The following is a 20,493-nucleotide window of genomic DNA, read 5'->3' as shown; positions in this document are numbered from 1 at the left end:
ACCGCCCCGTCCGCCGCGCGGACGGGGCGGGCTTTTCGGTCAGCCGACGCGGGGGGATTTGAGCCGGCGCTTGTTGGAATGGGTGGCCGGCGCCGCGCCCAGATCCTCGGGCACCTCGCCCTTGAAATAATAGCGCTGCCACGCCTCCTTGGCCGCGTCCGGGTCGCCGCTGGCCAGACGCTGGTTGAAGTCGGTCCGGGCGCGGTTCCAGGCCTCGAACTGACCCTTCATGACGGGATTGGACTGCAGGGTCCGGATTACCGGCTGAAACTGCTCGACCTTCTTGTGCTCGATCAGATTGATGAAGCAGAAGGGTTCGCCCCGTTCGAAGGTCACGCGGCCCGGCCGGGTGAAGATCCAGTTCATCGTGAAGGGGAAGGGCAGCCAGTCGGTTTCGATCAGCCCGACCAGGGGCTGGATTCCGTCCTTCACATGGTTGGGCGAACCCGAACACATCATGCCCCAGCCCGGCGGGGTGCGGAACAGATACTGGGGATGCATGGTCAGAACCCCCCGCGAAAAGTGGGAGGTGACGAAATGGTCCAGGTCGTGCTGGGGCCGATCGGGCGTGATGACGATGTCTTCCTGACGCGGCCCGCCGTTCCATTCGGCCGAGAAGCCGAACGGGCACAGGATTTCCCAGCCCGTGGTGTTGGCCATGTTCAGCGGCAGGCACCGATAGGGATGGCGGCTGATGAAGGCGTCCATCCAGTTGCGCGACTGGCGGCCCGGAACGAGGTCCGGCGGCCGCGCCGTCATCGGATAGCATTCCAGTTCCAGTTGGCGGGCGGGCGCTGTATCGACCATGGCCCTGTTCCTAACGCCCGATCGGCGGCCACTCAACCATGAGAACGACCGAGATGAACGACCCGGCTTTCGACCGCCACCGCCTTCTGGCCTGGTTCGCCGAAAAGGGCGTAGACTACCGGACCCACGACCATCCGGCCGTCTTCCGCGTCGAAGAGGGGCTCGAACTGAAGGCCGCCCTGCCCGGCGCCCACACCAAGAACCTGTTCCTGAAGGATCATAGGGGCCGGCTGTGGCTGATCTCGGCCCGTCAGGACACGGTGATCGACCTGAAACGCGCCGCCGCCGCCATGGGATCAGGCCGGCTCTCGTTCGGAAACGAAACGCTGATGTTCGATACCCTGGGCGTTCGGCCAGGTTCGGTCACGGCGCTCGGCCTGATCAACGACGCCGAGCGGCGCGTGACCTTCGTCCTGGACCGGAGGCTGTGGGAGGCCGAGGTCGTCAACTTCCACCCCCTGATCAACACCGCCACGACGGCGCTGGATCAGGCGGGCTTTCGCCGCGTCCTCGCCCTGTTGGAGCGGGAGCCTCTGGTGGTGGACTTCGCCGCCCTGCCCTAGGTTCAATCGACATTCAGCCTACTGCGGTCAGGCCGCTCTTCCCGCGTCAGAGGCCTTGATGCGGCGACCGGGTTCATCACAGCGATCACGGCGGATTCACAGCGGTCACGACGCCGTCGGAACGCGCCGTGTTCGCCGTGACCTCGTCGTGCCCCGTTGTGATGAACCCGCCCTCAATCAGCGTTCCGCCGCCAGACGTTTTCCCTTCCGCTGACGCGGGAAGGAAGACCGACACTCAATGGAATAGTCTTCAACGCCCGAGGCGCCTCTCTTGGGTTGGCGGCTGCGCGCCGCCCGGCAGGACGGCGGCAGGCCCAATGTCGATTGGCCCTTAGGCCGTCAGTTCGCCGGACGGGCGGCGGCCAAGGCGGCCTTCTGACGGGCGATTTCGGCGTCGCGGGCGCGGTCCTGTGCGGCCAGTTCGTCCTCGATGCGGATCAGTTCGCGATTCTTTTCGGCCGAGGCCTGGGCGCGGGAGACGCCGTTGGGGCGGCCGGTGATTTCGGCGATGGAGATGGGCTGGGCGCAGATGCGGTTTTCCATGTCGTACCATTTGCCCGCCGCCTCGCAGCGTTCGCCCGGCGTGACCCAATAGGCCTGGACCGCGAAAACCCCCGCCACGGCGACGCCGAACAGGCCCAGAAAGATCATCGAAAGGCGGGGAAAGGTCAGAAAACGCTTCATCTCAGCATCCGTTAGGCGGGTTTTGCACGGGAGCTTGACCCGGCGTTACGTTGACAGGCCTTCGCGACCGCTCCATGTCCTGCCCCTACATTCAGGCGAATTCACGGATAGACCCATGAAGGTTCTCGTCCCCGTCAAACGGGTGATCGACTATAACGTCAAGGCCCGCGTCAAGGCCGACCAGTCCGGCGTCGATCTGGCCAACGTCAAGATGAGCATGAATCCCTTCGACGAAATCGCCGTCGAAGAGGCGGTTCGTCTGAAGGAAGGCAAGGAACATCACGCCGCCGGCACGGCGACCGAGATCGTCGTGGTCTCCATCGGCGTGACCCAGGCCCAGGAAACCATCCGCACCGCCCTGGCCATGGGCGCGGACCGGGGCGTGCTGATCCAGTCGGATACGGATCTGGAGCCGCTGGCGGTCGCCAAGCTGCTGAAGGCCGTGGTCGAGGAGGAGAAGCCCGACCTGGTGCTGATGGGCAAACAGTCCATCGACGGCGACAACAATGCGGTGGGCCAGATGCTGGCCGCCCTGCTGGACTGGCCCCAGGCGACCTTCGCCGGCAAGCTGGTGATCGAAGGCGGCAAGGCCACGGTGACGCGCGAGGTCGACGGCGGTCTGCAGACCATCGCCGCCGAACTGCCGGCGGTGGTGACGGTGGACCTGCGGCTGAATACGCCGCGCTACGCCTCCCTGCCCAATATCATGAAGGCCAAGAAGAAGGAGATCGCCATGAAGGCGGTCGCCGACTACGGCGTCGATGTCGCCGACCGTCTGAAGGTGGTCAAGGTCACCGAGCCGCCCAAGCGCGCCGCCGGGGTCAAGGTCGAGAGCGCCGCCCAGCTGGTCGAATCCCTCAAGTCCGCAGGAGTGCTGTAAGATGGCCGTCCTCGTCATCGCCGATCACGACGGCTCGGCCGTCCGCGACACCACCCACAAGACCGTGACCGCCGCCCTGGCCCTGTCGTCCGAGGTGGACGTTCTGGTCGTGGGCCAGGGGGCCAAGGCCGTCGCCGACGGCGCCGCCAAGATCGCCGGGGTCCGCAAGGTGCTACTGGCCGAGAGCGCCGGCCTGGGCAAGGTTCTGGCCGAGGCCGTCGAGGCCACGGTCCTGCCGCTGGCCGGCGGCTACGACGCCATTCTGACGCCCGCGACCACGGACGGGAAGAATTTCGCCCCCCGGATCGCCGCCAAGCTGGACGTGGCCCCGATCTCGGACATCGTCGAAGTGGTCTCGGCTGATACCTTCGTGCGCCCGATCTACGCCGGCAATGCGCTTGAGACGATCCAGTCGGGCGACGCCAAGAAGGTGATCACCGTGCGTCCGACCGCCTTCGCCGCCGCCGCCGAGGGCGGCTCGGCCCCGGTCGAGAGCGTGGCCGGCGCCGAGGCCCCCAAGACGACCTTCGTCGCCGAGGAAATGGTCAAGTCGGACCGTCCGGAACTGGGCGCCGCCAAGATCATCGTCTCGGGCGGTCGCGCCCTGGGTTCGGCGGAAGAGTTCCACACCGTGATGGAGCCCCTGGCCGACAAGTTGGGCGCCGCCATCGGCGCAAGCCGCGCGGCGGTCGATGCGGGTTACGCCCCCAACGACTATCAGGTCGGCCAGACCGGCAAGGTGGTCGCCCCCATGCTGTACATCGCCATCGGCATCTCGGGCGCCATCCAGCACCTGGCCGGGATGAAGGACTCCAAGACCATCGTCGCCATCAACAAGGATCCGGACGCCCCGATCTTCCAGGTCGCGGACTTCGGTCTGGTCGCCGACTACAAGACCGCCGTGCCGGAACTGATGTCCGCCCTGGGCTGAGGCCGGCGCGACGATCCGATAAGGAAAGGGCGCGACGCCGGACGTCGCGCCCTTTTGGTTTGGCGCAGGACCCATGGCCCGACTTCCGATCAAACTGCAGCCCGGCGCCTCGGGCGACCGGATCGACGGCTGGGACGCCGATCCCGAAGGCCGGTCCGTGCTGAAGGTGCGGGTGCGCGCCCGGCCGGTGGACGGCGAGGCCAACGCCGCCCTGGTGAAATTCCTGGCCAAGGCGCTGGGGGTGTCGCGGTCCTCGGTCGTGCTGGAGCGGGGCGGGCAGTCGCGGCTGAAGATGATCATGGTCGAGGGGCTGGACGAGGCCGGGCTGAAGGCGCGGATCGACGCGGCCACGGGCGAGGCGGGCTGAGCCGTCCGGAGCCGTGGCGGGCGACGGCGACTGTCACAGGTTCGCGGTAGACAGGCGGGGGCGGTTCGGGGGACGCGGGCGGCCTTGTCTGATTTGCTGGACCGACGCCCATGACCCCTGCCTCTCTCCGCCTGGTTTCCGCCCTCGCGCTTGCGATCGGTCTTTGTGCTTCGGGGGGGGCCTCTGGGGGCGCCTCGGCCCAGACGGCGGCCCGTCCGCCTGTCGAACAGGCCCAGAGCCAGCCCCGTGCGAAGAATGTGATCCTGTTCCTGGCCGACGCCGGGGGCGTGGCCTCGGTCCATGCCGCCAGTGTGATGGCCTATGGCGAGCCGCTGAGGCTGCACGTCCAGCAGTGGCCGAACCTGGGGCTGAGCGAGACCTCGCCGGTCGACGCCTTCGTCTCGGACTCGGCCAACGGCATGAGCGCCATCGTCACCGGGGTGAAGACCCACAACGGGGTGATCAGTCAGGGGCCGGACGGCGAACGCGGCCGGCGCGACGGGACGCCGACCAAGACGGTGCTGGAATACGCCGAGGAGCACGGCCTGCTGACCGGAGTGGTGACCGACCGTCCGATCACCGACGCGACCCCGGCGGCGACCTACGCCCATTCCAATGATCGCGGCAAATGGGGCGAGATCTTCCCCCAGGCCTTTTCGCCGCGCTTCGGCGACGGGGTGGACGTGCTGATCGGCTCGGGCCGGGCGGAGATCGCCGAACAGATGGCGGCCAACGGCGTCAGCTTCGACAGCCTGGCCCGGGCGCACGACCGGCCGATCTATGCGACCCTGGAGGCGGCGCCGGCGGGGAACCGGCGGCCCGTGGTCGTGGCCGAAGAGGTCGACGTGCGGGCGGCGACCCTGAGGGCGCTGGACCTGCTGCAGGCCGGGGACAAGGGCTATCTGCTGGTGGTGGAATGGGACGCCCATACCGACGACCCGCGCGAGGGTCTGCAGAACATCGCCAATCTGGACCGGCTGATCGCCGAGGTGCAGGCGCGGGTCGATCTGGACGAGACCCTGATGATCTTCACCGCCGACCATTCCTTCGGCCTGCAGGTCGACGGCGGGCGGCGCGGAGAGCCCCTGCTGGAAGGCTATGAGGCCTGGAAGGCGCGGGACGGCGACGAGCGCGTGGTGCGGCTGGAGAATGTGACGGTCAACCGCACCCATACGGCCGAGGAAGTCCCGGCCCTGGCCGTCGGCGTCGGCGCCGAGCGGGTGCGGGGCTATTTCCCCAACACCCACCTGTTCGACGTCATGATGAAGGCCTTCGGCTGGACGCCCTCGTCCGGCGAGTGAAGGCTTCGTTTCGGGCGGGTTCAGAGACCGACCTCGGACGGAACGGAGCGGCGGCTCGCGGGTTGCCTTGGCATGCAGCCCGCCGACACCCCTGCGCCCGAGGCGCCCCGCCCCGAAGACATCGACGCCGTTGGCGACGAGGCCAACCGCCTGGAAGAGCGGGCTGAAGACGACGGCGTCCTGCCCAAGCCGGCTGAAGACGACGCGGGCGTCGGTCCGCAGACCGGGGTCGTCCCCTAGGTCGATCGCCGACAGTCTGCCGTCTTCGGCCAACCAGCCGCGTCCGGCCGAGGTCTTGGGTTCGGAAACAGCGCAGGCCGCTGTTAAACAGGCGCCGTGTTGATACCTTTATAGTTGACGAAACTATGTATCACAGGGTGGCGAGAGGGGCTGGGAATCGCTAGCGTAGGGTCCATGAATTCGACAGAGATCGCCCCCTCCCCCAGCGCCGCAGCCCTGCGCCCCCTTCGCATCAATGATCCGGCGCCGGACTTTATCGCGCGCACGACCCAGGGGGAAAAACGGCTCAGCGACTACCGGGGGCGGTGGCTGGTGCTGTTTTCGCATCCGGCCGATTTCACCCCGGTCTGCACCAGCGAATTCATCGCCCTGGCCAAGCAGGCGGATGCGTTTGAGGCCCTGGGCTGCGACCTGATGGCCCTGTCGGTGGATAGTCTGTATTCCCACCTGGCCTGGCTGAAGGACATCTATCGCCGCTTCGGCGTCAAGGTGGCCTTTCCGATCATCGAGGATCCGTCCATGGCCATCGGCCACGCCTTCGGCATGGTGGATGCGGGCTCCAGCGACAGCGCCACGGTGCGGGCGAGCTTCGTCATCGATCCGGACGGAATCGTGCGGGCGGTCAGCTGGTATCCGATGAACATCGGCCGTTCGGTCGATGAACTGCTGCGGCTGGTGACGGCGCTGCAGACCGCCGACCGCGAACAGGCGTCGACCCCGGCGGGATGGTCCCCGGGCGAGCCCCTGCTGGAGCCGGCCGCCACCACCCTGGACGCGGCCCTTGCCGACGGCGAGGGCGAGACGCCCTGGTATTATCGCGAGCGCAGCGCATGAGCGACGACTCGATCGCCGCCATGGAGCGGCTGAAGGACAAGGCCCCCCAGGCCGCCGAACTGTTGCGTCAGCTGGCCAACGCCAATCGGCTGTTGATCCTCTGCCACATCGCCGCAGAGGAACGATCGGTCGGACAGCTCGAGACGGATCTGGGCATCAGACAGCCGGCTCTGTCGCAGCAGTTGGCCGAGCTGCGCCAGTACGGCCTGGTGAAGACCCGGCGGCAGTCGCGGTCGATCTACTATTCCATCGCCGATGATCGAGCCCAGGCGGTGATGGACATGTTGTACGACATCTTCTGCGGCGACGGACAGCCGGTTTCCACGCGCGCCAAGAACCCCCGCGTGGAAACGCCGGCGCGTCCCCGCGGGGATGCGGCCCAGTTCGCTCGCGTCGCGCCCGTTCTCCGCCGCTAGAGAATGATCCACGCTTCAATCTGAGCGGCCCCTCTGCGTCCCCGCCGCTCGCAGCACGGCGTCATCGGGTCGCCGGTTTTCCGTCATCCCGCAACACGACATAGATGGCGGGAATGACCAGGACGGTCAGCAGGGTCGAGGAGGCCAGGCCGAACAGCAGCGAGATCGCCAAACCCTGGAAGATCGGGTCCGTCAGGATCACCGCCGCCCCGATCATGGCCGCCAGGGCGGTCAGCAGGATCGGCTTGAACCGGATGGCGCCTGCCTCGATCAGGACGTCGCGCAAGGGTTTGTCGGGCGAAGCCGTGTGCCGGATGAAGTCCACCAGCAGGATCGAATTGCGCACGATGATGCCGGCCAGGGCGATGAAGCCGATCATCGAGGTGGCCGTGAACGGCGCGCCGAACAGCATGTGGCCGATGACGATGCCGATCAAGGTCAGGGGGATGGGGGTCAGGATGACCAGGGGCAGTCTGAAACTGCGGAACTGGGCCACGACCAGCACATAGATGCCCAGCAGGGCGACCATGAAGGCGGCGCCCATGTCGCGGAAGGTGACCCAGGTGATCTCCCACTCGCCGTCCCACAGCAGCGAGGGGACGGACTCGTCCTCCGGCTGGCCGTTGAGACGGATCGCCGGCTTTTGCAGGCCCAGGGCGTCCCAGTCATGGGCCTGAATGGCGCGATTGACCGCCAGCATGCCGTAGACGGGCGCCTCGTACTGGCCCGCCAGTTCGGCGGTCACCATGTCGAGCGGTCGTCCGTCGCGGCGGAAGACGGCGTAGCTGCCGGTCTCGCGCCGGCTGTCCACGACCTCGCCCAGTTCGATCAGGCGCGGACCGGCGGGCCCGGCCGTCACGGCCACCGGCGTCGTGACCAGGGTGCGGCTCCAGCTGCGCGCCGACTGGGGCAGGGCGACGGTGATCGGCAGGGGGGCGCGACCGTCTCCGCGCGGGGCGTAACCGACCGTGGAGCCGGTCAGGATCGCGCCTATGGAATCCTGCAACTCGCGTTCGGACAGGCCGTAATAGTCCAGACGGTCCCGGATGGGGATCAGCCGCAGCCGCGGCCGTTCCTGGCCGAAACTGTTGTCGACGTCGACAATATAGGGAACGGAGCGGAAGAGCTTCTCGACCTCCAGGGCCGTCTTGCGACGAGTCTCCGCGTCGGGTCCGTAGATCTCCGCCAGCAGGGTCGCCAGGACAGGCGGGCCGGGCGGCGTCTCCACCACCTTGATCGAGGCTCCGGCGGGCAGGGACAGGGCCTTCAGCCGGGCGCGCAGATCCAGGGCGACGGCATGGCTGGACCGGCTGCGCGCGTCCTTGGGCAGGAGGGAGATCATCAGATCGCCCATCTCGGGCCGGTCGCGCAGGAAATAGTGCCGCACCAGGCCGTTGAAGTTGAACGGCGCCGAGGCGCCAGCATAGACCTCCATGGCCTCGGCCTCCGGCAGGGCGCGGATCTGGGCCGCAGCCTCGTCCAGGGTGCGGGCGGTGGCTTCCAGGCTGGTCCCTTCGGGCATGTCGACCACCACCTGGATCTCCGACTTGTTGTCGAAGGGCAGCAGCTTCACCGTCACCGCCTTGAAATAGAACATCGAACAGGCCAGCAGGGTGGCCACGCCGACCCCGATCAGGAAGTTGCGGGCCGAGGCGCGCGTGCCGATCACGCGATGGGCCACGCGGGCGTACAGCCGCCCCAGCTTGCCGCCGCCCTCTTCATGGGCGTGATCGGGCCCGCCGTGGGCCAGGGTCTTTCGCGCGAACCGGATCATCAGCCAGGGCGCGATCACCACGGCGACGAAGAAGGAGAAGATCATCGCCGCCGAGGCGTTGACCGGGATCGGCGCCATATAGGGGCCCATCAGCCCCGAAACGAACAGCATGGGCAGCAGGGCCGCCACCACGGTCAGGGTCGCCACGACGGTGGGGTTGCCGACCTCCGCCACCGCCTCGACAGCCGCCTCCGTTCGGCTGCGGCCGTCGCGCATCCCCCAGTGACGGGCGATGTTCTCGATCATGACGATGGCGTCGTCGACCAGGATGCCGATGGAGAAGATCAGGGCGAACAGGCTGACGCGATTGATCGTATAGCCCATGACATAGGAGGCGAAGAGGGTCAGCAGGATGGTGGTGGGAATGACCATGGCGGTGACGGCGGCCTCGCGCCAGCCGATGGCGAAGCCGATCAGCACGACGATCGACACGGTCGCCAGGGCCAGGTGGAACAGCAGTTCATTGGCCTTTTCGTTCGCCGTCTCGCCGTAGTCGCGGCTGACCGCGACCTCGACTCCCTCGGGGATCAGCTTGCCTTCCAGGTTTTCGACGCGCTGACGCACGGCCTCGGACACCACCACCGCATTGGCGCCGGCGCGTTTGGCGACGGCGAGGCTGACGGCGGGCGTGCTGGTCCACTGCCCCTCGTGGCGAGCCCAGCGCCAGACGCGAGCCTGGTCTTCGCGCGGCCCCCGGGCCACGTCCGCGACGTCGCGCAGATAGACCGGCGCGCCGGTGACGGAACGGACGGTCAGCAGCCCGGCCTCCTGGGCCGAGGCCAGGGTGCGGCCGGAGGTGACGGCGACGGCCTGACCGTCTTCGCGAACATTGCCGACGGGGAAGCTGCGGTTGGCCTGGGACGCCGCCTCCAGCACATGGCCCAGCGGCACGCCGTAAAGGTTGAGCTTGGCCGGATCGGGGGCGATGCGGATTTCGTCGGGCCGGCCGCCGGTGATGAAGGTCAGGCCCACGTCGTCGACCTTGGCGATTTCGGTGCGCAGCTTGTGCGCCAGGTCATAGAGGGCCTGATCGGTCCACTGGCCCGCCGCGCCCGGTTTGGGCGTGAGGGTCAGGACGATGGCCGGCACGTCGTCGATGCCGCGCACCGTCACCTTGGGATCGGGAACGCCCACCGGGATCCGGTCCTGGTTGGCGCGGAGCTTTTCTTCGATCCGTATGGCGGCGTCCTCGGGGTTTGATCCCACCAGAAAGCGCGCCGTCACCAGCACTCCGTTGTCTTCGGCCTGGGTGTAGACGTGCTCGACCCCGTTCACGCTCTTGACGATGGTCTCGAGCGGAACGCCGATCAGTTCGACGGCGTCGGCGGCCGCCAGGCCCGGCGCCGCCACCTGGATGTCGACCATGGGCACGCTGATCTGCGGCTCTTCCTCGCGCGGGATCGAGACCAGGGCCAGGAGGCCGACGGCTATGGCCGCCAGCAGGAACAGCGGCGTCAGAGGCGAGGCGATGGTGAAGCGCGTCAGGCGCCCGGACAGGCCCAGTTTCATCCCGGCGTCCTCGTCGCGACCAGCCGGTCGCCGGCTCTGACGCCGCTCAGGATTTCCAGCGTGTCGGGATCGTTCGTCGGCGCGGTCTGGACCGGAACGGCGCTGCGCTTGCGGTCAGGAGAGACGACCTCGACATAGTCCAGGCCGTAGCGGGTCGTGACAAAGCGCCGGGGCACGGTCAGGGCCTGCCTTTGACCGATCTCGATCGAGGCGGCGACGCGACGACCGACCAGTTCGGTGGTCAGGCCCGGAACGGAGGCGTCGACCTGAACCCGCCCGCCGACGATGGCGGGATAGACCTGGGTCACCTGTCCCTGGCGCGCTTCGGCCGGAAGATCATCGGCCGCCAGCAGGACGCGGGCTCCGGGCTTGACCTGGCCGGCGAGCGATTCCGGCAGTTCAAGACGCAGGACGGGCGGACCGGCGGTGATGGTCGCGATGGACATGCCGGGGCTGACCGCCGACCCCGCCGTAACCTCGACCTTCAGCACGCGTCCGGCGGCGGGCGCCAGGATCGCGCCCTGCCCCGCCATACTGGCGCTGGCGCCCCGTTGCGCGCGAGCGGCGGCGGTCTGGGCGTCGGCGGCGCGGGCGGCGGCGACAGCCTGGTCCAGACGCGCCTTGGCGTAGATATTGTGGTCGTACAGATCCTGAATCCGCGCCAGGTCGGCGCGGGCACGGGTCGCCTCGGCCTCGGCGGCCGCGACCTGGGCGTCATAGGCCCGGGTCTCGAAACCGATCCGGTCGTCGACGACCCGGCCGATCTGCTGGCCCTTGCCGACCCTATCCCCTTCGCGCACGGACAGGGCGACGAGGAGGCCGGGAATGCGCGCCCGGGCTTGGGACTGGTCGCGGGTGGTGATCTCACCCGCCACCGTCTTGGTGTCGGCAAGCGCGTTCGACGTCAGAACAAGCTCCTCGCCGGCAGGCGCGGTCCGGGCGGCCGGCGTCCTGCTCTCTTCCGAGCCGCCGCAGGCGGACAGGGTTAGGGCGACCGCAGCCATGAGGGTCCACTTCTTCATCGGCGTCGTCCTTCCGTCGTCACCGCGCCGATCAACCGCGCTCGACCGGCAGGCCCGCCGACTTCCAGGCGCCCAGGCCCCCGGCCAGATGGGTGTCGATCGCGGCCTGAGCCTCGGCGCAGCGGTCCAGCGCCATGCCGGATCGCTTTCCGCCGGCGCACTGGAGGATGACGGTCTTTCCGTCCGCCGCAGGCAGGCGGGCCGGATCGAACGAGGAGAGGGGCAGGTTGACGGCGCCGGCGATGTGTTCGGCTGCGAACTCTCCCGGCTCGCGCACATCGATCACCAGCGCCTCGCCTTGATCGAGCAGGGCCTTCAGCTCGGCCGGGCCGATCTCGCGATGCTTTGCGCTCTTTCCAGATCCGAACATTCCAATCTCCCGAGGTCCGCAGGCTGCAGTCTCACAATTTTATAATTGTATATATCATGTAATCATTATATCCGGTCAAGCGCATAACGGTGATGGAAACGCCTGCTGGAGGAAGACATGGCCAAACCCAGGATTGTGATCATCGGGGCGGGGTTGGGCGGAACGATCGCCGCCTATGAGATCAAGGCGGCGCTCAAGGGGCGCGCCGACGTCCTTATGATCGCCGAGTCTGAGACATATTCGTTCGTCCCTTCAAACCCTTGGGTCGCCGTCCGGTGGCGGGAGCCCGAAGCAATCCAGGTTCATCTGCCGCCGATCTTCGCCCGCAAGAAGATCGGCTTCACCGCCATCGGCGCGAAACGGCTTCACGCCTCGGAGAAGCGGGTCGAGCTCAATGACGGCGAGAGCGTTGATTACGATTATCTTGTAATTGCGACAGGGCCGGATCTGGCCTTCGATGAGATCGAGGGGCTCGGTCCAGGCGGTTATACGGCCTCGGTCTGTCAGACGGCTCACGCCTCCCACGCCGCGACCCTGTTCGACGCCTATCTGGAGAACCCCGGCCCGATCGTGGTCGGGGCGGTCCAGGGCGCCTCCTGCTACGGCCCCGCCTACGAATTCGCCCTGATCCTGGACACCGAGCTGCGCAGGCGAAAGATCCGGGACCGGGCGCCGATAACCTTCGTCACCGCCGAACCCTATATCGGCCATCTGGGCCTGGACGGGGTGGGGGACACCAAGTCGCTTCTGGAAAGCAAGCTGCGCGATCGACACATCAAATGGATCACCAACGCCCGCGTCGCCAAGGTCGAGCCCGGCCTGATGCATGTGGAGGAGGTGGCCGAGGACGGGGCCGTCGCCAAGACCCACCAGCTCCCCTTCGGCTATTCGATGATGCTGCCGGCGTTCCGCGGCGTGCCGGCTGTCCGCGACATCGCCGGACTGACCAATCCGCGGGGCTTCATCCTGGTCGATGAGCACCAGCGCAACCCAGCCTTTCCGGAAATCTTCGCCTTGGGCGTCTGCGTCGCCATCGCCCCCACCGATCCGACGCCTGTGCCTGTGGGGGCGCCCAAGACCGGCTTCATGATCGAGAGCATGGTGACGGCGGTGGCCGCCAATCTGGCCGCCCTCGTCGCCGGCGAGACGCCGACTGCGGAGGCGACCTGGAACGCCGTCTGTCTGGCGGATTTCGGCGACGGCGGCGTCGCCTTCGTCGCCCAGCCGCAGATTCCGCCCCGCAACGTCAACTGGGCCGCCAGCGGCAAATGGGTCCATCTGGCCAAGGTGGGGTTCGAGAAATACTTCCTGCGCAAGGTGCGCAAGGGCGAGAGCGAACCCTCCTACGAACGGCTGGCGATGCACATCATGGGCATCCGCAAGCTTCGCATGTGACCCTTCCTCTAGATCTGGAGCCTACCGATGAACCTCGATCGCGCCGTCATGATCTTCGCCGGATGCGTCGTGCTGGCGGGCGTGACCCTGTCCTACGCCGTCCATCCGTGGTGGATCGCCGTGACCGTCTTCGCGGGGTTGAACATGATCCAGGCCGGGTTCACGGGCTTCTGTCCGGCGGCCATGGTTTTCAAGGCCATGGGCCTGCGCCCCGGGAACGCCTTCCGATGAGCCTGAGACGCGCCGCCCCTTGCCTCGGGCGGCCCAGCTGACGCTGGAACAGCCCCTGTTCACCGGCGGTCGGGCGACGGCGGGAATCGCTCGGGCCCGCGCCGACATGGCCGCAGCCGAGGCCGGCGGCGAGGCCGTTCAAGGCCAGGTCGTCACGGCGGTGGTTCAGGCCTATGGCGACATGCTCGCGGCCGATGAAGTGCTGAGGCTGTATCGCGCGCTGGCGGCTCAGATGACGGAAATCGAGCGACAGGCGCGCGAGCGCTTCCGGGCGGGAGAAACCCCGAGCACGGACGTCGCCCAGGCCGCGTCGCGCGCCGCCGAGGCCCGCGCCGATCTGGCCCGGGCGGAGGGCATGCAGGTGTCCGCCCGCGCCCGTTATCGCAATCTGACCGGCCTGGAGCCGGTGGATCTGCAGCCGATTCCGCCCAATCCGCCCCTGCCCGCCTCCCTTGAGGACGCGATGGCGACTGCGCTCGGCGCCAGTCCCGCCCTGCGGCGGGCGCAGGCCGATGTCGAGGCGGCCGAGGCCGGCGCCCGCGCCGCGCGCGGCGAACGCCGGCCCACCGTCAGCGCCTTCGTCGAGGCGGGATCGGTTCGGGATCAGTTTTTCCCCGACTATCGCGCCGACAGCGCGACCGTGGGGATCCGTGGACGCTGGACCCTGTTCAGCGGCGGCCTGACGTCGGGCAGGATCGCCGAGACTGCCGCCGATGTCCGCGCCGCCCTTGCCCGCCTGCGCGCCGCCCGCATGGGCCTGGAGGAACAGGTGCTCTCCGCCTGGCAGGACATCCACACCGCCGAACTGGTGGCCCAGGCCTCCGACGAACAGAGCACGGCCGCAGACCAGGCCCTGACCAGCGTCCGGCACGAGGTCCGCGTCGGTCTGAAGCCGCAGATCGACCTGCTGAACGCCGAACGCGAAGCCGCGGCCGCCGCCGCCGCCGCCGCCCAGGCCAGGACCGCCCGGATCGTCGCCGCCTATCGGCTGAGGGCCCTGATCGGATCGGCTTGAGATCAGAGCCGGTGATCCGCTTCCCAGACCGAGCTTGCCCGGACCTTCGGCACGCGACGAGGGCGTCAAGCCGCCGCTGGCGGAGTTCTCGATTTTAAACCGAAGTGGCGCACCCGACACGATTCGAACGTGTGACCTTTGCCTTCGGAGGGCAACGCTCTATCCAGCTGAGCTACGGGTGCGTGGTCGGCGAGAAGGCCGGAAGAGGCCGCTTACAGCAAGCGGCGGGCGGCCTCAATCCCCGAATACGCAGATGAGGGGCGGATACCGTTCCAAACTGGCGTCGGTGCGAAATGCCGGAGCGCGCCCACGGCCTCAAGCAGCGCGAAGCGCGGTAGGCCCCCAAAAGAAAGCCATAGGGCGCCTGGGCCCTATTGCGCGGTCATGCCGCCGTCGATCTTGAATTCGGACCCTGTGACGAACCTGGATTCGTCGGAGGCGAGATAGAGGACGCAGTACGCCACGTCGTCCGGGTCGCCGATCCGCTTCAGGGGAATGCCGCGGGTCAGGCGTTCGTGGGCCTTGGCCTCGTCGCCGCCGGCCATGGCGATGAAGGGATCCAGGATCGGGGTCTTGATGAAGACCGGGTGGACAGAGTTGCAGCGCACATTCCAGTCGGCCTTGGCCGCCTCGAGCGCCAGGGTCTTGGTGTACATCCAGACGGCGGCCTTGGTGGCGTTATAGGCGCCCATGCCGGGGGCGGCGACCAGGCCGGCGATCGACGAGATGTTGATGATCGAGGCCGGTGCGGCGGCGCGCAGGTGCGGCATGGCGTATTTGGCGCCCAGCATGATCGAGCGCAGATTGATCTCGTACTGACGTTGCCAGTTGTCGACCGTGTCCTGTTCGACGAAGGCCAGGGGGCCGCCGACGCCGGCGTTGTTGACCAGGACCGACAGGCCGCCGAGGTCGGCCACGGCGGCGGCGATCACCTGTTCCCACTGGGCTTCGTCGGCCACGTCGTGGGCGTAGGCGAAGGCGGCGCCGGGGATTTCGGCGTTGATGCGGGCGGCCAGGGCGGCGGCGCGGTCGCCGTCGATGTCGGTCAGGGCCAGGCGGGCGCCCTCGCGGGCCATCATGAAGGCCATGGCCTCGCCCAGGCCGCCGGCGGCGCCGGTGATCAGGACGGTCTTGCCGGCGACGCGGCCGGGGCGGGCGTGGGGAGCGCTCACGAGATCGCCCCCGTTTCGGCGGCGGCGAGATCGATGAACCGGGCCAGGGCGACGTCCTTGTCCGTCACCCCGTCGGCGTCATGGGTGGTCAGCAGCATCTCGACGCGGTCGTAGACGTTCGACCATTCCGGATGATGGTCCATCTTGTCGGCCATCAGGGCGACGCGGGTCATGAAGCCGAAGGCGGCGTTGAAATCGGCGAACCTCAGCGAGCGCGCGATCGCGGGGCGGTCGCCGTCGTCGGCGCGCCAGGCGGGCAGGGTTTCGAGCGCTTTCGCAACCTCGATGCGGACATCGGTCATGGGGCTTCCTCTTTTTTCCAAGGCGTAAGGCGTTCGGGAGAGCGCCGCAAGCGTACAGGCGACGCCGCAACATGACCCCGAAAGGGTCGCGGAACGCGGGATCAAGCTTGGGCGTTGGGCGTGGACGAAAAGCGTTGCTGCTGACGTCGGATGTAGAGGAAAGAGGATGATGGACAATCTGTGGATCGCCGCCCTCGATCCGGCGGACCGCGAGCGGATCAAACCCTATCTGGAGGAACGCGAGGTCGCGCGTGGCCAGATGCTGTACGACGCCGGCGAGGCGGTCGGTCAGGTCTGGTTCCCGATCAAGGGGGTGGTGTCGTTGATGACCGTCCTGCCTGACGACAAGACGGTGGAGACGGCCGCCATCGGCCGCGAGGGTCTGGTCGGGGTGACCTGCGGCCCGTTCAACGCCCGGGCCGCCAGCCGCGCCATATCCCAGGGCGACGGCGTCGCCGCCTGCTGCTCGGCCGCGGCGTTCGGCGCGGCGCTGGACGCCAGCGAAACCCTGCGCCAGGCCCTGTCGCGCTTCACCGAAGGCCTGATGGCCCAGGTGCAGCAGGTCGCCGCCTGCAACGCCCAGCACCGGCTGGACGAGCGGCTGGCGCGCTGGCTGCTGACCCTGCACGACCGGGCCGAGAACGACCGGATCGACCTGACCCAGGCCGACATCGCCGGCATGCTGGGCGTGCGGCGCGCCACCGTATCCGAGGTCGGCGCGGTGCTGGAGGACAGGAAGCTGATCCAGCGCGGCCGGGGCTGGGTCCGGGTGCGGGACCGCGACGGTCTGGAGGCGGCGTCCTGCGGCTGCTACGGCCTGATGCGCCAGGTGATGAAGGATCTGGCCCTGCCCCAGCCGGAAGCCGGGCCTGAAGCCGAATCCGAAGCGGCCTGATCGCGTGACGGGCGGCTCGCGACGCGCTAGACCCCCGATTATGACCGACGCCTCCTCTCACGGCCCGCATTCGTCGGGCGACCGTTCCTCCTTCGGTTTCCGCGACGTCGACGCGCGCGAAAAGGTCAAGATGGTGCGCGGGGTCTTCGACTCCGTCGCCTCCAACTATGACGTGATGAACGATCTGATGAGCGTCGGCGTCCACCGCGTCTGGAAGGACATCGCCGCCGCCAAGCTGAACCCGCGCCCCGGCGAGACCATTCTGGACGTGGCCGGCGGCACCGGCGACATGGCGCGGCGCTATTCCAAGATGGCGCGCGCGGCCCAGGAGCGGCGCGGCGGGGCGGACGCATCGGTCATCGTGCTGGACTATAACGCCGAGATGATCCTGGCCGGGGTCAACAAGGGCGGCGAGCCGGAGATGAGCTGGTCGGTCGGGGACGCGATGAACCTGCCCCTGCCGGACGCATCGGTCGACGCCTATTCGATCAGTTTCGGCATCCGCAACGTGGCCCATATCGACAAGGCCCTGGCCGAGGCGCGGCGGGTGCTGAAACCCGGCGGGCGGTTCCTGTGCCTGGAGTTCTCGCGCCCCACGGCGGGGCCGGTGCGCAAGCTCTATGACGCCTGGTCCTTCCACGCCATTCCGCGCATCGGCGGCTGGGTGGCCAAGGATCGCGACAGCTATCAGTATCTGGTCGAGAGCATCCGCCGCTTCCCCGACCAGGCGGCCTTCAAGACCCTGATCGAGGACGCCGGCTTCAAGCGGGTGTCGGTGACCAATCTGTCGGGCGGGATCGCCGCCATCCACCACGGGTGGGCGATCTGACCGGCCGGATCTATCGCACGGCTCCGCCGCCGCCCGCCGCCGTGGCGGTGCGCAACCCCGTGGCCGCCTTTCTGCGCCTGGTCGGCTGGCTGTGGGTGCTGGCGCGCCACGACGCCCTGATCCCGCGCGAGGTCACCCCCCTTCTGCCGGTCTGGACCCGGCCCTTCGCCCGGTTCGTGCAGATGCTGTCGGGCCGTGACGGGCGCGAGGGTCGGCCGGGCCAGAGGCTGGGCAAGGCCTTCGAGCATCTGGGGCCGGTGGCGATCAAGCTGGGCCAGGTCCTGGCCACGCGGGCCGACATCTTCGGCATTCAGTTCGCCCGCGACCTGGGCCGGCTGAAGGACGCCCTGCCGCCCTTTTCGCTGGAAGAGGCGCGGCGCGAGATCGAGAAATCCCTGGGTCGCTCGGTCGAGAGCCTGTTCATCGACCTGAGCCCGCCGGTCGCCGCCGCCTCCCTGGCCCAGGCGCACCGGGCGACCTTGGCGGACGGTCGGGCCGTGGCGGTCAAGGTGCTGCGGCCGGGGGTCGAGCGGCGCGTCGCCGACGGTCTGGACGCCATGCGGCTGGGCGCCGCCCTGGTGTACCGATTGGTTCCCCTGTCGCGCCGGCTGGAGCCCCAGGCCTTCGTCGAGACCATCGCCAATTCGCTGGAGCTGGAACTGGACATGCGGCTGGAGGCGGCGGCGGCCAGCGAAATGGCCGACGTCCTGGCCAAGGACGGCTATATGTCCGCCCCCGCCGTCGTCTGGGACGGGGTCGGCAAGCGGGTGTTGACCCTGGAATGGGCGCCAGGTCTGCCCATGACCGACCCGACCCTGGCCGAGCTGCCGGGGCTGGACACCGACCTCCTGGCTGACAATGTGGTGCGCGCCTTCCTCGTTCAGGCCCTGGATCACGGAGTTTTCCACGCTGACCTGCACGAGGGCAATCTGTTCGCCAGCGCCCCGGCCCATCTGACGGCCATCGACTTCGGAATCGTTGGGCGGCTGGGCCCGGCCGAGCGGCGCTATCTGGCCGAGATCCTGTGGGGCTTCATCAGCCGGGATTACGACCGGATCGCCCGGGTCCATTTCGAGGCGGGCTATGTGCCGCCGCACCATTCGGTGGAGACCTTCGCCCAGGCCCTGCGCGCCGTGGGCGAGCCGGTGATCGGACGCGCCGCCAGCCAGGTGTCGATGGGCCGTCTGCTGGGCCAGCTGTTCGAGATCACCGCCCTGTTCGACATGCGGCTGAGGCCCGAACTGATCCTGCTGCAGAAGACCATGGTCTCGGTCGAGGGGGTGGCCCGCCGGCTTCAGCCGGACCACGACCTTTGGAAGGCGGCCCAGCCGGTGGTGGAGCGGTGGATTCGCCGCGAACTGGGGCCCCAGGCCCAGGCGCGCGACGCCCTGAACGAGGTGATCGCGGCGGCGCGGGCCCTTTCGCGCCTGATCCAGGATCCGCCCGCCCCAACGGCGATGGTCATCGAAAAGCCGAGAACTCCGGCTTGGGTCGCGGCTTCATTGACGGTCGCGGTCGTCGCGGCCCTGACGGCCCTGGGCCTTTCGCTCTGGCCCTATCTGCACTGACCGGAGCCTTCGCATGAAGACCATCCTGATCGTGGCCCTGGCATTGACCGCTGTCGCCGCGCCGCACGCCGCCCTCAGCCAGGTCGCGGCCGGCGCCGTGGCCAACACCTTCGACGGCGCAGCCCCGGCGGCCCAGGTCCCCCCCGTTCAAACGCCCACCCAGGCCCAAGCCGAACCTCAGACCCAAGCCCAGGCGCCCGACATCGCTCGTGCGGAAGAAGCGCTGCGCAACGTCATCGCCTCGGCCCAAGGCGCCGGTTTCAACTACGCCGTCTTCACCCCCGACCTGGGCGGGCGCATGCGCCAGCTGGCGCCCCAGCTGATCCCCCTGATCAAGAGCTTCGGGGAGGTCCGCTCCGTCGATTTCGTGGCGGCCGAAGGCGACGCCCAGTTGTTCCGCATTACTTTCGACAACAAGGTGACCGAATGGATGATCCTGTTCGATCCCGAAGATCGGATCGCGGGCCTGCGTTTCCGCCCGGTCGAAGAGTGATCCGAGCCTAGTCGAGCGACGGTCGGCCCCGCCCCGACTTGATCGAGGCGCGGCTGGTCTTGGCCTTCAGCCGGCGCTCCTTCGACGCCCTGGTGGGCCGGGTCGGGACGCGGAAGACCGGCTTGATCGAGGCCTCGTCCACCAGGGCCTGCAGCCGTTGGATCGCATCGGCGCGGTTGCGTTCCTGGGTGCGGAAACGGACGGCGTTGATCAGGATAACCCCGTCGAGCGTCAGCCGACTGCCGGCCAGCTTCATCAGCCGCGCCTTGACCGGTTCGGTCAGGCTGGAGGAGTTCTTCACGTCGAACCGCATCTGGACGGCGGTCGAGACCTTGTTGACGTTCTGCCCGCCGGGGCCGCCGGCGCGATAGAAGCGGAACTCCAGCTCCTCCTCGGGAATGACGGTGCTCATGAGGCGGCCTTGCGCGCCTTGACCACGGCCTGGTCCAGGGCCTGGAGGAAGCGCGAGCGGTCGGCGGCCGAGAAGGGCGGCGGGCCGGAGGTGGCCACCCCCATCGACCGCAGATGCTCGCCCACCATCCGCCCGGCCAGGGCCGAGCCGATGGAATCCGGGGTGAAGGCCTGGCCGTTCGACTTCAGCGCCTGGGCCCCGGCCTTCAGGCAGCGATCCGCCAGGGGAATGTCGGCGGTGATCACCACATCGCCCACACCCGCCCGCTCTGCGATCCAGTCGTCGGCCACGTCGGGGCCTGCGTCCACCACCACCTGTTCGATCAGGGCCTCGCGCGGCACCTGCATCCAGCCGTTGGAGACCACATAGGTCTTCAGCCCATAGCGCCGCGCCACGCGATAGACCTCCTCCTTCACCGGGCAGGCGTCGGCGTCGATGTAGAGGGCGGTCGGCATGGGCCTGACCTAGCGCGGACGGGGGTGG

The 20,493-nt window shown here is 68.4% G+C and carries 24 protein-coding genes, 1 tRNA gene and 1 pseudogene; 16 read left to right on the top strand and 10 right to left on the bottom strand.

Features of this window, described 5'->3' with window-relative positions:
* Positions 1-39: 39 nt before the first annotated feature.
* On the bottom strand, positions 40-807 hold the full coding sequence (locus JL11_RS04030) for a DUF6065 family protein (protein WP_152949343.1): 768 nt from the start codon (positions 805-807) through the stop codon (positions 40-42).
* Between the two features lie 53 nt (positions 808-860).
* Here JL11_RS04030 and JL11_RS04025 point away from each other — a divergent pair, with 53 nt between their 5' ends.
* The gene (locus tag JL11_RS04025) at positions 861-1,370 is read left to right on the top strand and encodes a prolyl-tRNA synthetase associated domain-containing protein (protein ID WP_054764524.1); all 510 of its coding nucleotides are present in this window, start codon (positions 861-863) and stop codon (positions 1,368-1,370) included.
* Positions 1,371-1,709: 339 nt separating this feature from the next.
* On the opposite strand, the gene JL11_RS04020 is transcribed toward JL11_RS04025, so the two are convergent.
* Complete coding sequence (locus tag JL11_RS04020) at positions 1,710-2,054, bottom strand: hypothetical protein (RefSeq protein ID WP_054764523.1); 345 nt, start codon at positions 2,052-2,054, stop codon at positions 1,710-1,712.
* Between the two features lie 115 nt (positions 2,055-2,169).
* Here JL11_RS04020 and JL11_RS04015 point away from each other — a divergent pair, with 115 nt between their 5' ends.
* The 7 genes from JL11_RS04015 to JL11_RS03990 all read left to right on the top strand — a co-directional run bounded on the left by JL11_RS04015 (position 2,170) and on the right by JL11_RS03990 (position 7,023).
* Positions 2,170-2,934, top strand: coding sequence for an electron transfer flavoprotein subunit beta/FixA family protein (locus JL11_RS04015; protein WP_054764522.1), 765 nt, complete (start codon positions 2,170-2,172; stop codon positions 2,932-2,934).
* 1 nt (position 2,935) lies between these two features.
* The gene (locus JL11_RS04010; protein WP_054764521.1) at positions 2,936-3,865 is read left to right on the top strand and encodes an electron transfer flavoprotein subunit alpha/FixB family protein; all 930 of its coding nucleotides are present in this window, start codon (positions 2,936-2,938) and stop codon (positions 3,863-3,865) included.
* A 73-nt stretch (positions 3,866-3,938) separates the two neighbouring features.
* The gene (locus JL11_RS04005; RefSeq protein WP_054764520.1) at positions 3,939-4,232 is read left to right on the top strand and encodes a DUF167 domain-containing protein; all 294 of its coding nucleotides are present in this window, start codon (positions 3,939-3,941) and stop codon (positions 4,230-4,232) included.
* Positions 4,233-4,342: 110 nt separating this feature from the next.
* Complete coding sequence (locus tag JL11_RS04000) at positions 4,343-5,533, top strand: alkaline phosphatase (protein ID WP_054764519.1); 1,191 nt, start codon at positions 4,343-4,345, stop codon at positions 5,531-5,533.
* A 72-nt stretch (positions 5,534-5,605) separates the two neighbouring features.
* Complete coding sequence (locus tag JL11_RS17350) at positions 5,606-5,773, top strand: hypothetical protein (protein ID WP_156314143.1); 168 nt, start codon at positions 5,606-5,608, stop codon at positions 5,771-5,773.
* Positions 5,774-5,947: 174 nt separating this feature from the next.
* Entirely contained in the window at positions 5,948-6,607 is a 660-nt protein-coding gene (locus tag JL11_RS03995; RefSeq protein ID WP_054764518.1) for a peroxiredoxin, read from the top strand.
* Positions 6,604-7,023: an ArsR/SmtB family transcription factor gene (locus JL11_RS03990; RefSeq protein WP_054764517.1), complete on the top strand. Its 420-nt coding sequence runs from the start codon at positions 6,604-6,606 to the stop codon at positions 7,021-7,023. The genes JL11_RS03995 and JL11_RS03990 overlap by 4 nt, the downstream gene beginning before the upstream one ends.
* Positions 7,024-7,084: 61 nt before the next feature.
* Here the strand turns inward: JL11_RS03990 and JL11_RS03985 are convergent, their stop codons facing one another.
* From JL11_RS03985 to JL11_RS03975, 3 genes are read right to left on the bottom strand one after another with little or no spacing between them, the layout of a single operon-like run.
* Positions 7,085-10,306, bottom strand: a complete 3,222-nt coding sequence (locus tag JL11_RS03985; RefSeq protein ID WP_054764516.1) for an efflux RND transporter permease subunit — start codon at positions 10,304-10,306, stop codon at positions 7,085-7,087.
* Entirely contained in the window at positions 10,303-11,328 is a 1,026-nt protein-coding gene (locus JL11_RS03980) for an efflux RND transporter periplasmic adaptor subunit (protein ID WP_054764515.1), read from the bottom strand. The genes JL11_RS03985 and JL11_RS03980 overlap by 4 nt, the downstream gene beginning before the upstream one ends.
* A gap of 31 nt (positions 11,329-11,359) precedes the next feature.
* Positions 11,360-11,698 carry a rhodanese-like domain-containing protein gene (locus tag JL11_RS03975; protein ID WP_054764514.1) on the bottom strand — a complete coding sequence of 113 codons (339 nt, stop codon included), beginning with the start codon at positions 11,696-11,698 and terminating at the stop codon, positions 11,360-11,362.
* Positions 11,699-11,815: 117 nt separating this feature from the next.
* Between JL11_RS03975 and JL11_RS03970 the strand changes: the two genes are divergently transcribed.
* From JL11_RS03970 to JL11_RS18170, 4 genes and pseudogenes are all read left to right on the top strand, one after another.
* Positions 11,816-13,093 carry an NAD(P)/FAD-dependent oxidoreductase gene (locus JL11_RS03970; protein WP_054764513.1) on the top strand — a complete coding sequence of 426 codons (1,278 nt, stop codon included), beginning with the start codon at positions 11,816-11,818 and terminating at the stop codon, positions 13,091-13,093.
* Between the two features lie 27 nt (positions 13,094-13,120).
* Positions 13,121-13,324 carry a YgaP family membrane protein gene (locus JL11_RS03965; protein ID WP_054764512.1) on the top strand — a complete coding sequence of 68 codons (204 nt, stop codon included), beginning with the start codon at positions 13,121-13,123 and terminating at the stop codon, positions 13,322-13,324.
* A 16-nt stretch (positions 13,325-13,340) separates the two neighbouring features.
* Positions 13,341-13,709, top strand: a pseudogene (locus JL11_RS18175) (TolC family protein); the annotation flags it as partial.
* Positions 13,710-13,787: 78 nt separating this feature from the next.
* Positions 13,788-14,339 carry a TolC family protein gene (locus JL11_RS18170; RefSeq protein ID WP_335337465.1) on the top strand — a complete coding sequence of 184 codons (552 nt, stop codon included), beginning with the start codon at positions 13,788-13,790 and terminating at the stop codon, positions 14,337-14,339.
* Between the two features lie 105 nt (positions 14,340-14,444).
* Here the strand turns inward: JL11_RS18170 and JL11_RS03955 are convergent.
* From JL11_RS03955 to JL11_RS03945, 3 genes are all read right to left on the bottom strand, one after another.
* Positions 14,445-14,521 (bottom strand) — tRNA-Arg (locus JL11_RS03955).
* 189 nt (positions 14,522-14,710) lie between these two features.
* Positions 14,711-15,511, bottom strand: a complete 801-nt coding sequence (locus tag JL11_RS03950; RefSeq protein ID WP_054764511.1) for an SDR family oxidoreductase — start codon at positions 15,509-15,511, stop codon at positions 14,711-14,713.
* Complete coding sequence (locus JL11_RS03945) at positions 15,508-15,813, bottom strand: 4a-hydroxytetrahydrobiopterin dehydratase (protein WP_082382579.1); 306 nt, start codon at positions 15,811-15,813, stop codon at positions 15,508-15,510. Before JL11_RS03945 ends, JL11_RS03950 begins: the two co-directional genes overlap by 4 nt.
* A gap of 166 nt (positions 15,814-15,979) precedes the next feature.
* Here JL11_RS03945 and JL11_RS03940 point away from each other — a divergent pair, with 166 nt between their 5' ends.
* Genes JL11_RS03940 through JL11_RS03925 form a run of 4 tightly spaced genes read left to right on the top strand, consistent with a single transcriptional unit; the run spans position 15,980 to position 19,598 of the window.
* Complete coding sequence (locus JL11_RS03940; RefSeq protein WP_231681392.1) at positions 15,980-16,708, top strand: Crp/Fnr family transcriptional regulator; 729 nt, start codon at positions 15,980-15,982, stop codon at positions 16,706-16,708.
* A 40-nt stretch (positions 16,709-16,748) separates the two neighbouring features.
* Positions 16,749-17,537, top strand: a complete 789-nt coding sequence (locus JL11_RS03935) for a class I SAM-dependent methyltransferase (protein ID WP_054764510.1) — start codon at positions 16,749-16,751, stop codon at positions 17,535-17,537.
* The gene (gene ubiB / locus JL11_RS03930; protein WP_054764509.1) at positions 17,525-19,105 is read left to right on the top strand and encodes a 2-polyprenylphenol 6-hydroxylase; all 1,581 of its coding nucleotides are present in this window, start codon (positions 17,525-17,527) and stop codon (positions 19,103-19,105) included. The genes JL11_RS03935 and ubiB overlap by 13 nt, the downstream gene beginning before the upstream one ends.
* A gap of 13 nt (positions 19,106-19,118) precedes the next feature.
* The gene (locus JL11_RS03925; RefSeq protein ID WP_054764508.1) at positions 19,119-19,598 is read left to right on the top strand and encodes a hypothetical protein; all 480 of its coding nucleotides are present in this window, start codon (positions 19,119-19,121) and stop codon (positions 19,596-19,598) included.
* 7 nt (positions 19,599-19,605) lie between these two features.
* Here JL11_RS03925 and arfB read toward each other — a convergent pair whose 3' ends face one another.
* Together arfB and JL11_RS03915 are read right to left on the bottom strand one after the other, a co-directional pair.
* The gene (gene arfB / locus JL11_RS03920) at positions 19,606-20,010 is read right to left on the bottom strand and encodes an alternative ribosome rescue aminoacyl-tRNA hydrolase ArfB (RefSeq protein WP_054764507.1); all 405 of its coding nucleotides are present in this window, start codon (positions 20,008-20,010) and stop codon (positions 19,606-19,608) included.
* Positions 20,007-20,465 (bottom strand): YaiI/YqxD family protein, encoded by a 459-nt coding sequence (locus JL11_RS03915; protein ID WP_054764506.1) that lies wholly within the window; start codon positions 20,463-20,465, stop codon positions 20,007-20,009. The genes arfB and JL11_RS03915 overlap by 4 nt, the downstream gene beginning before the upstream one ends.
* Positions 20,466-20,493 lie beyond the last annotated feature (28 nt).

Source organism: Brevundimonas sp. DS20 (genome assembly GCF_001310255.1).
GTDB classification, from domain to species: Bacteria; Pseudomonadota; Alphaproteobacteria; order Caulobacterales; family Caulobacteraceae; genus Brevundimonas; species Brevundimonas aurantiaca.
Note: the sequence above shows the minus strand (reverse complement) of the source record. Positions and strands in the feature narration are given on the sequence as shown.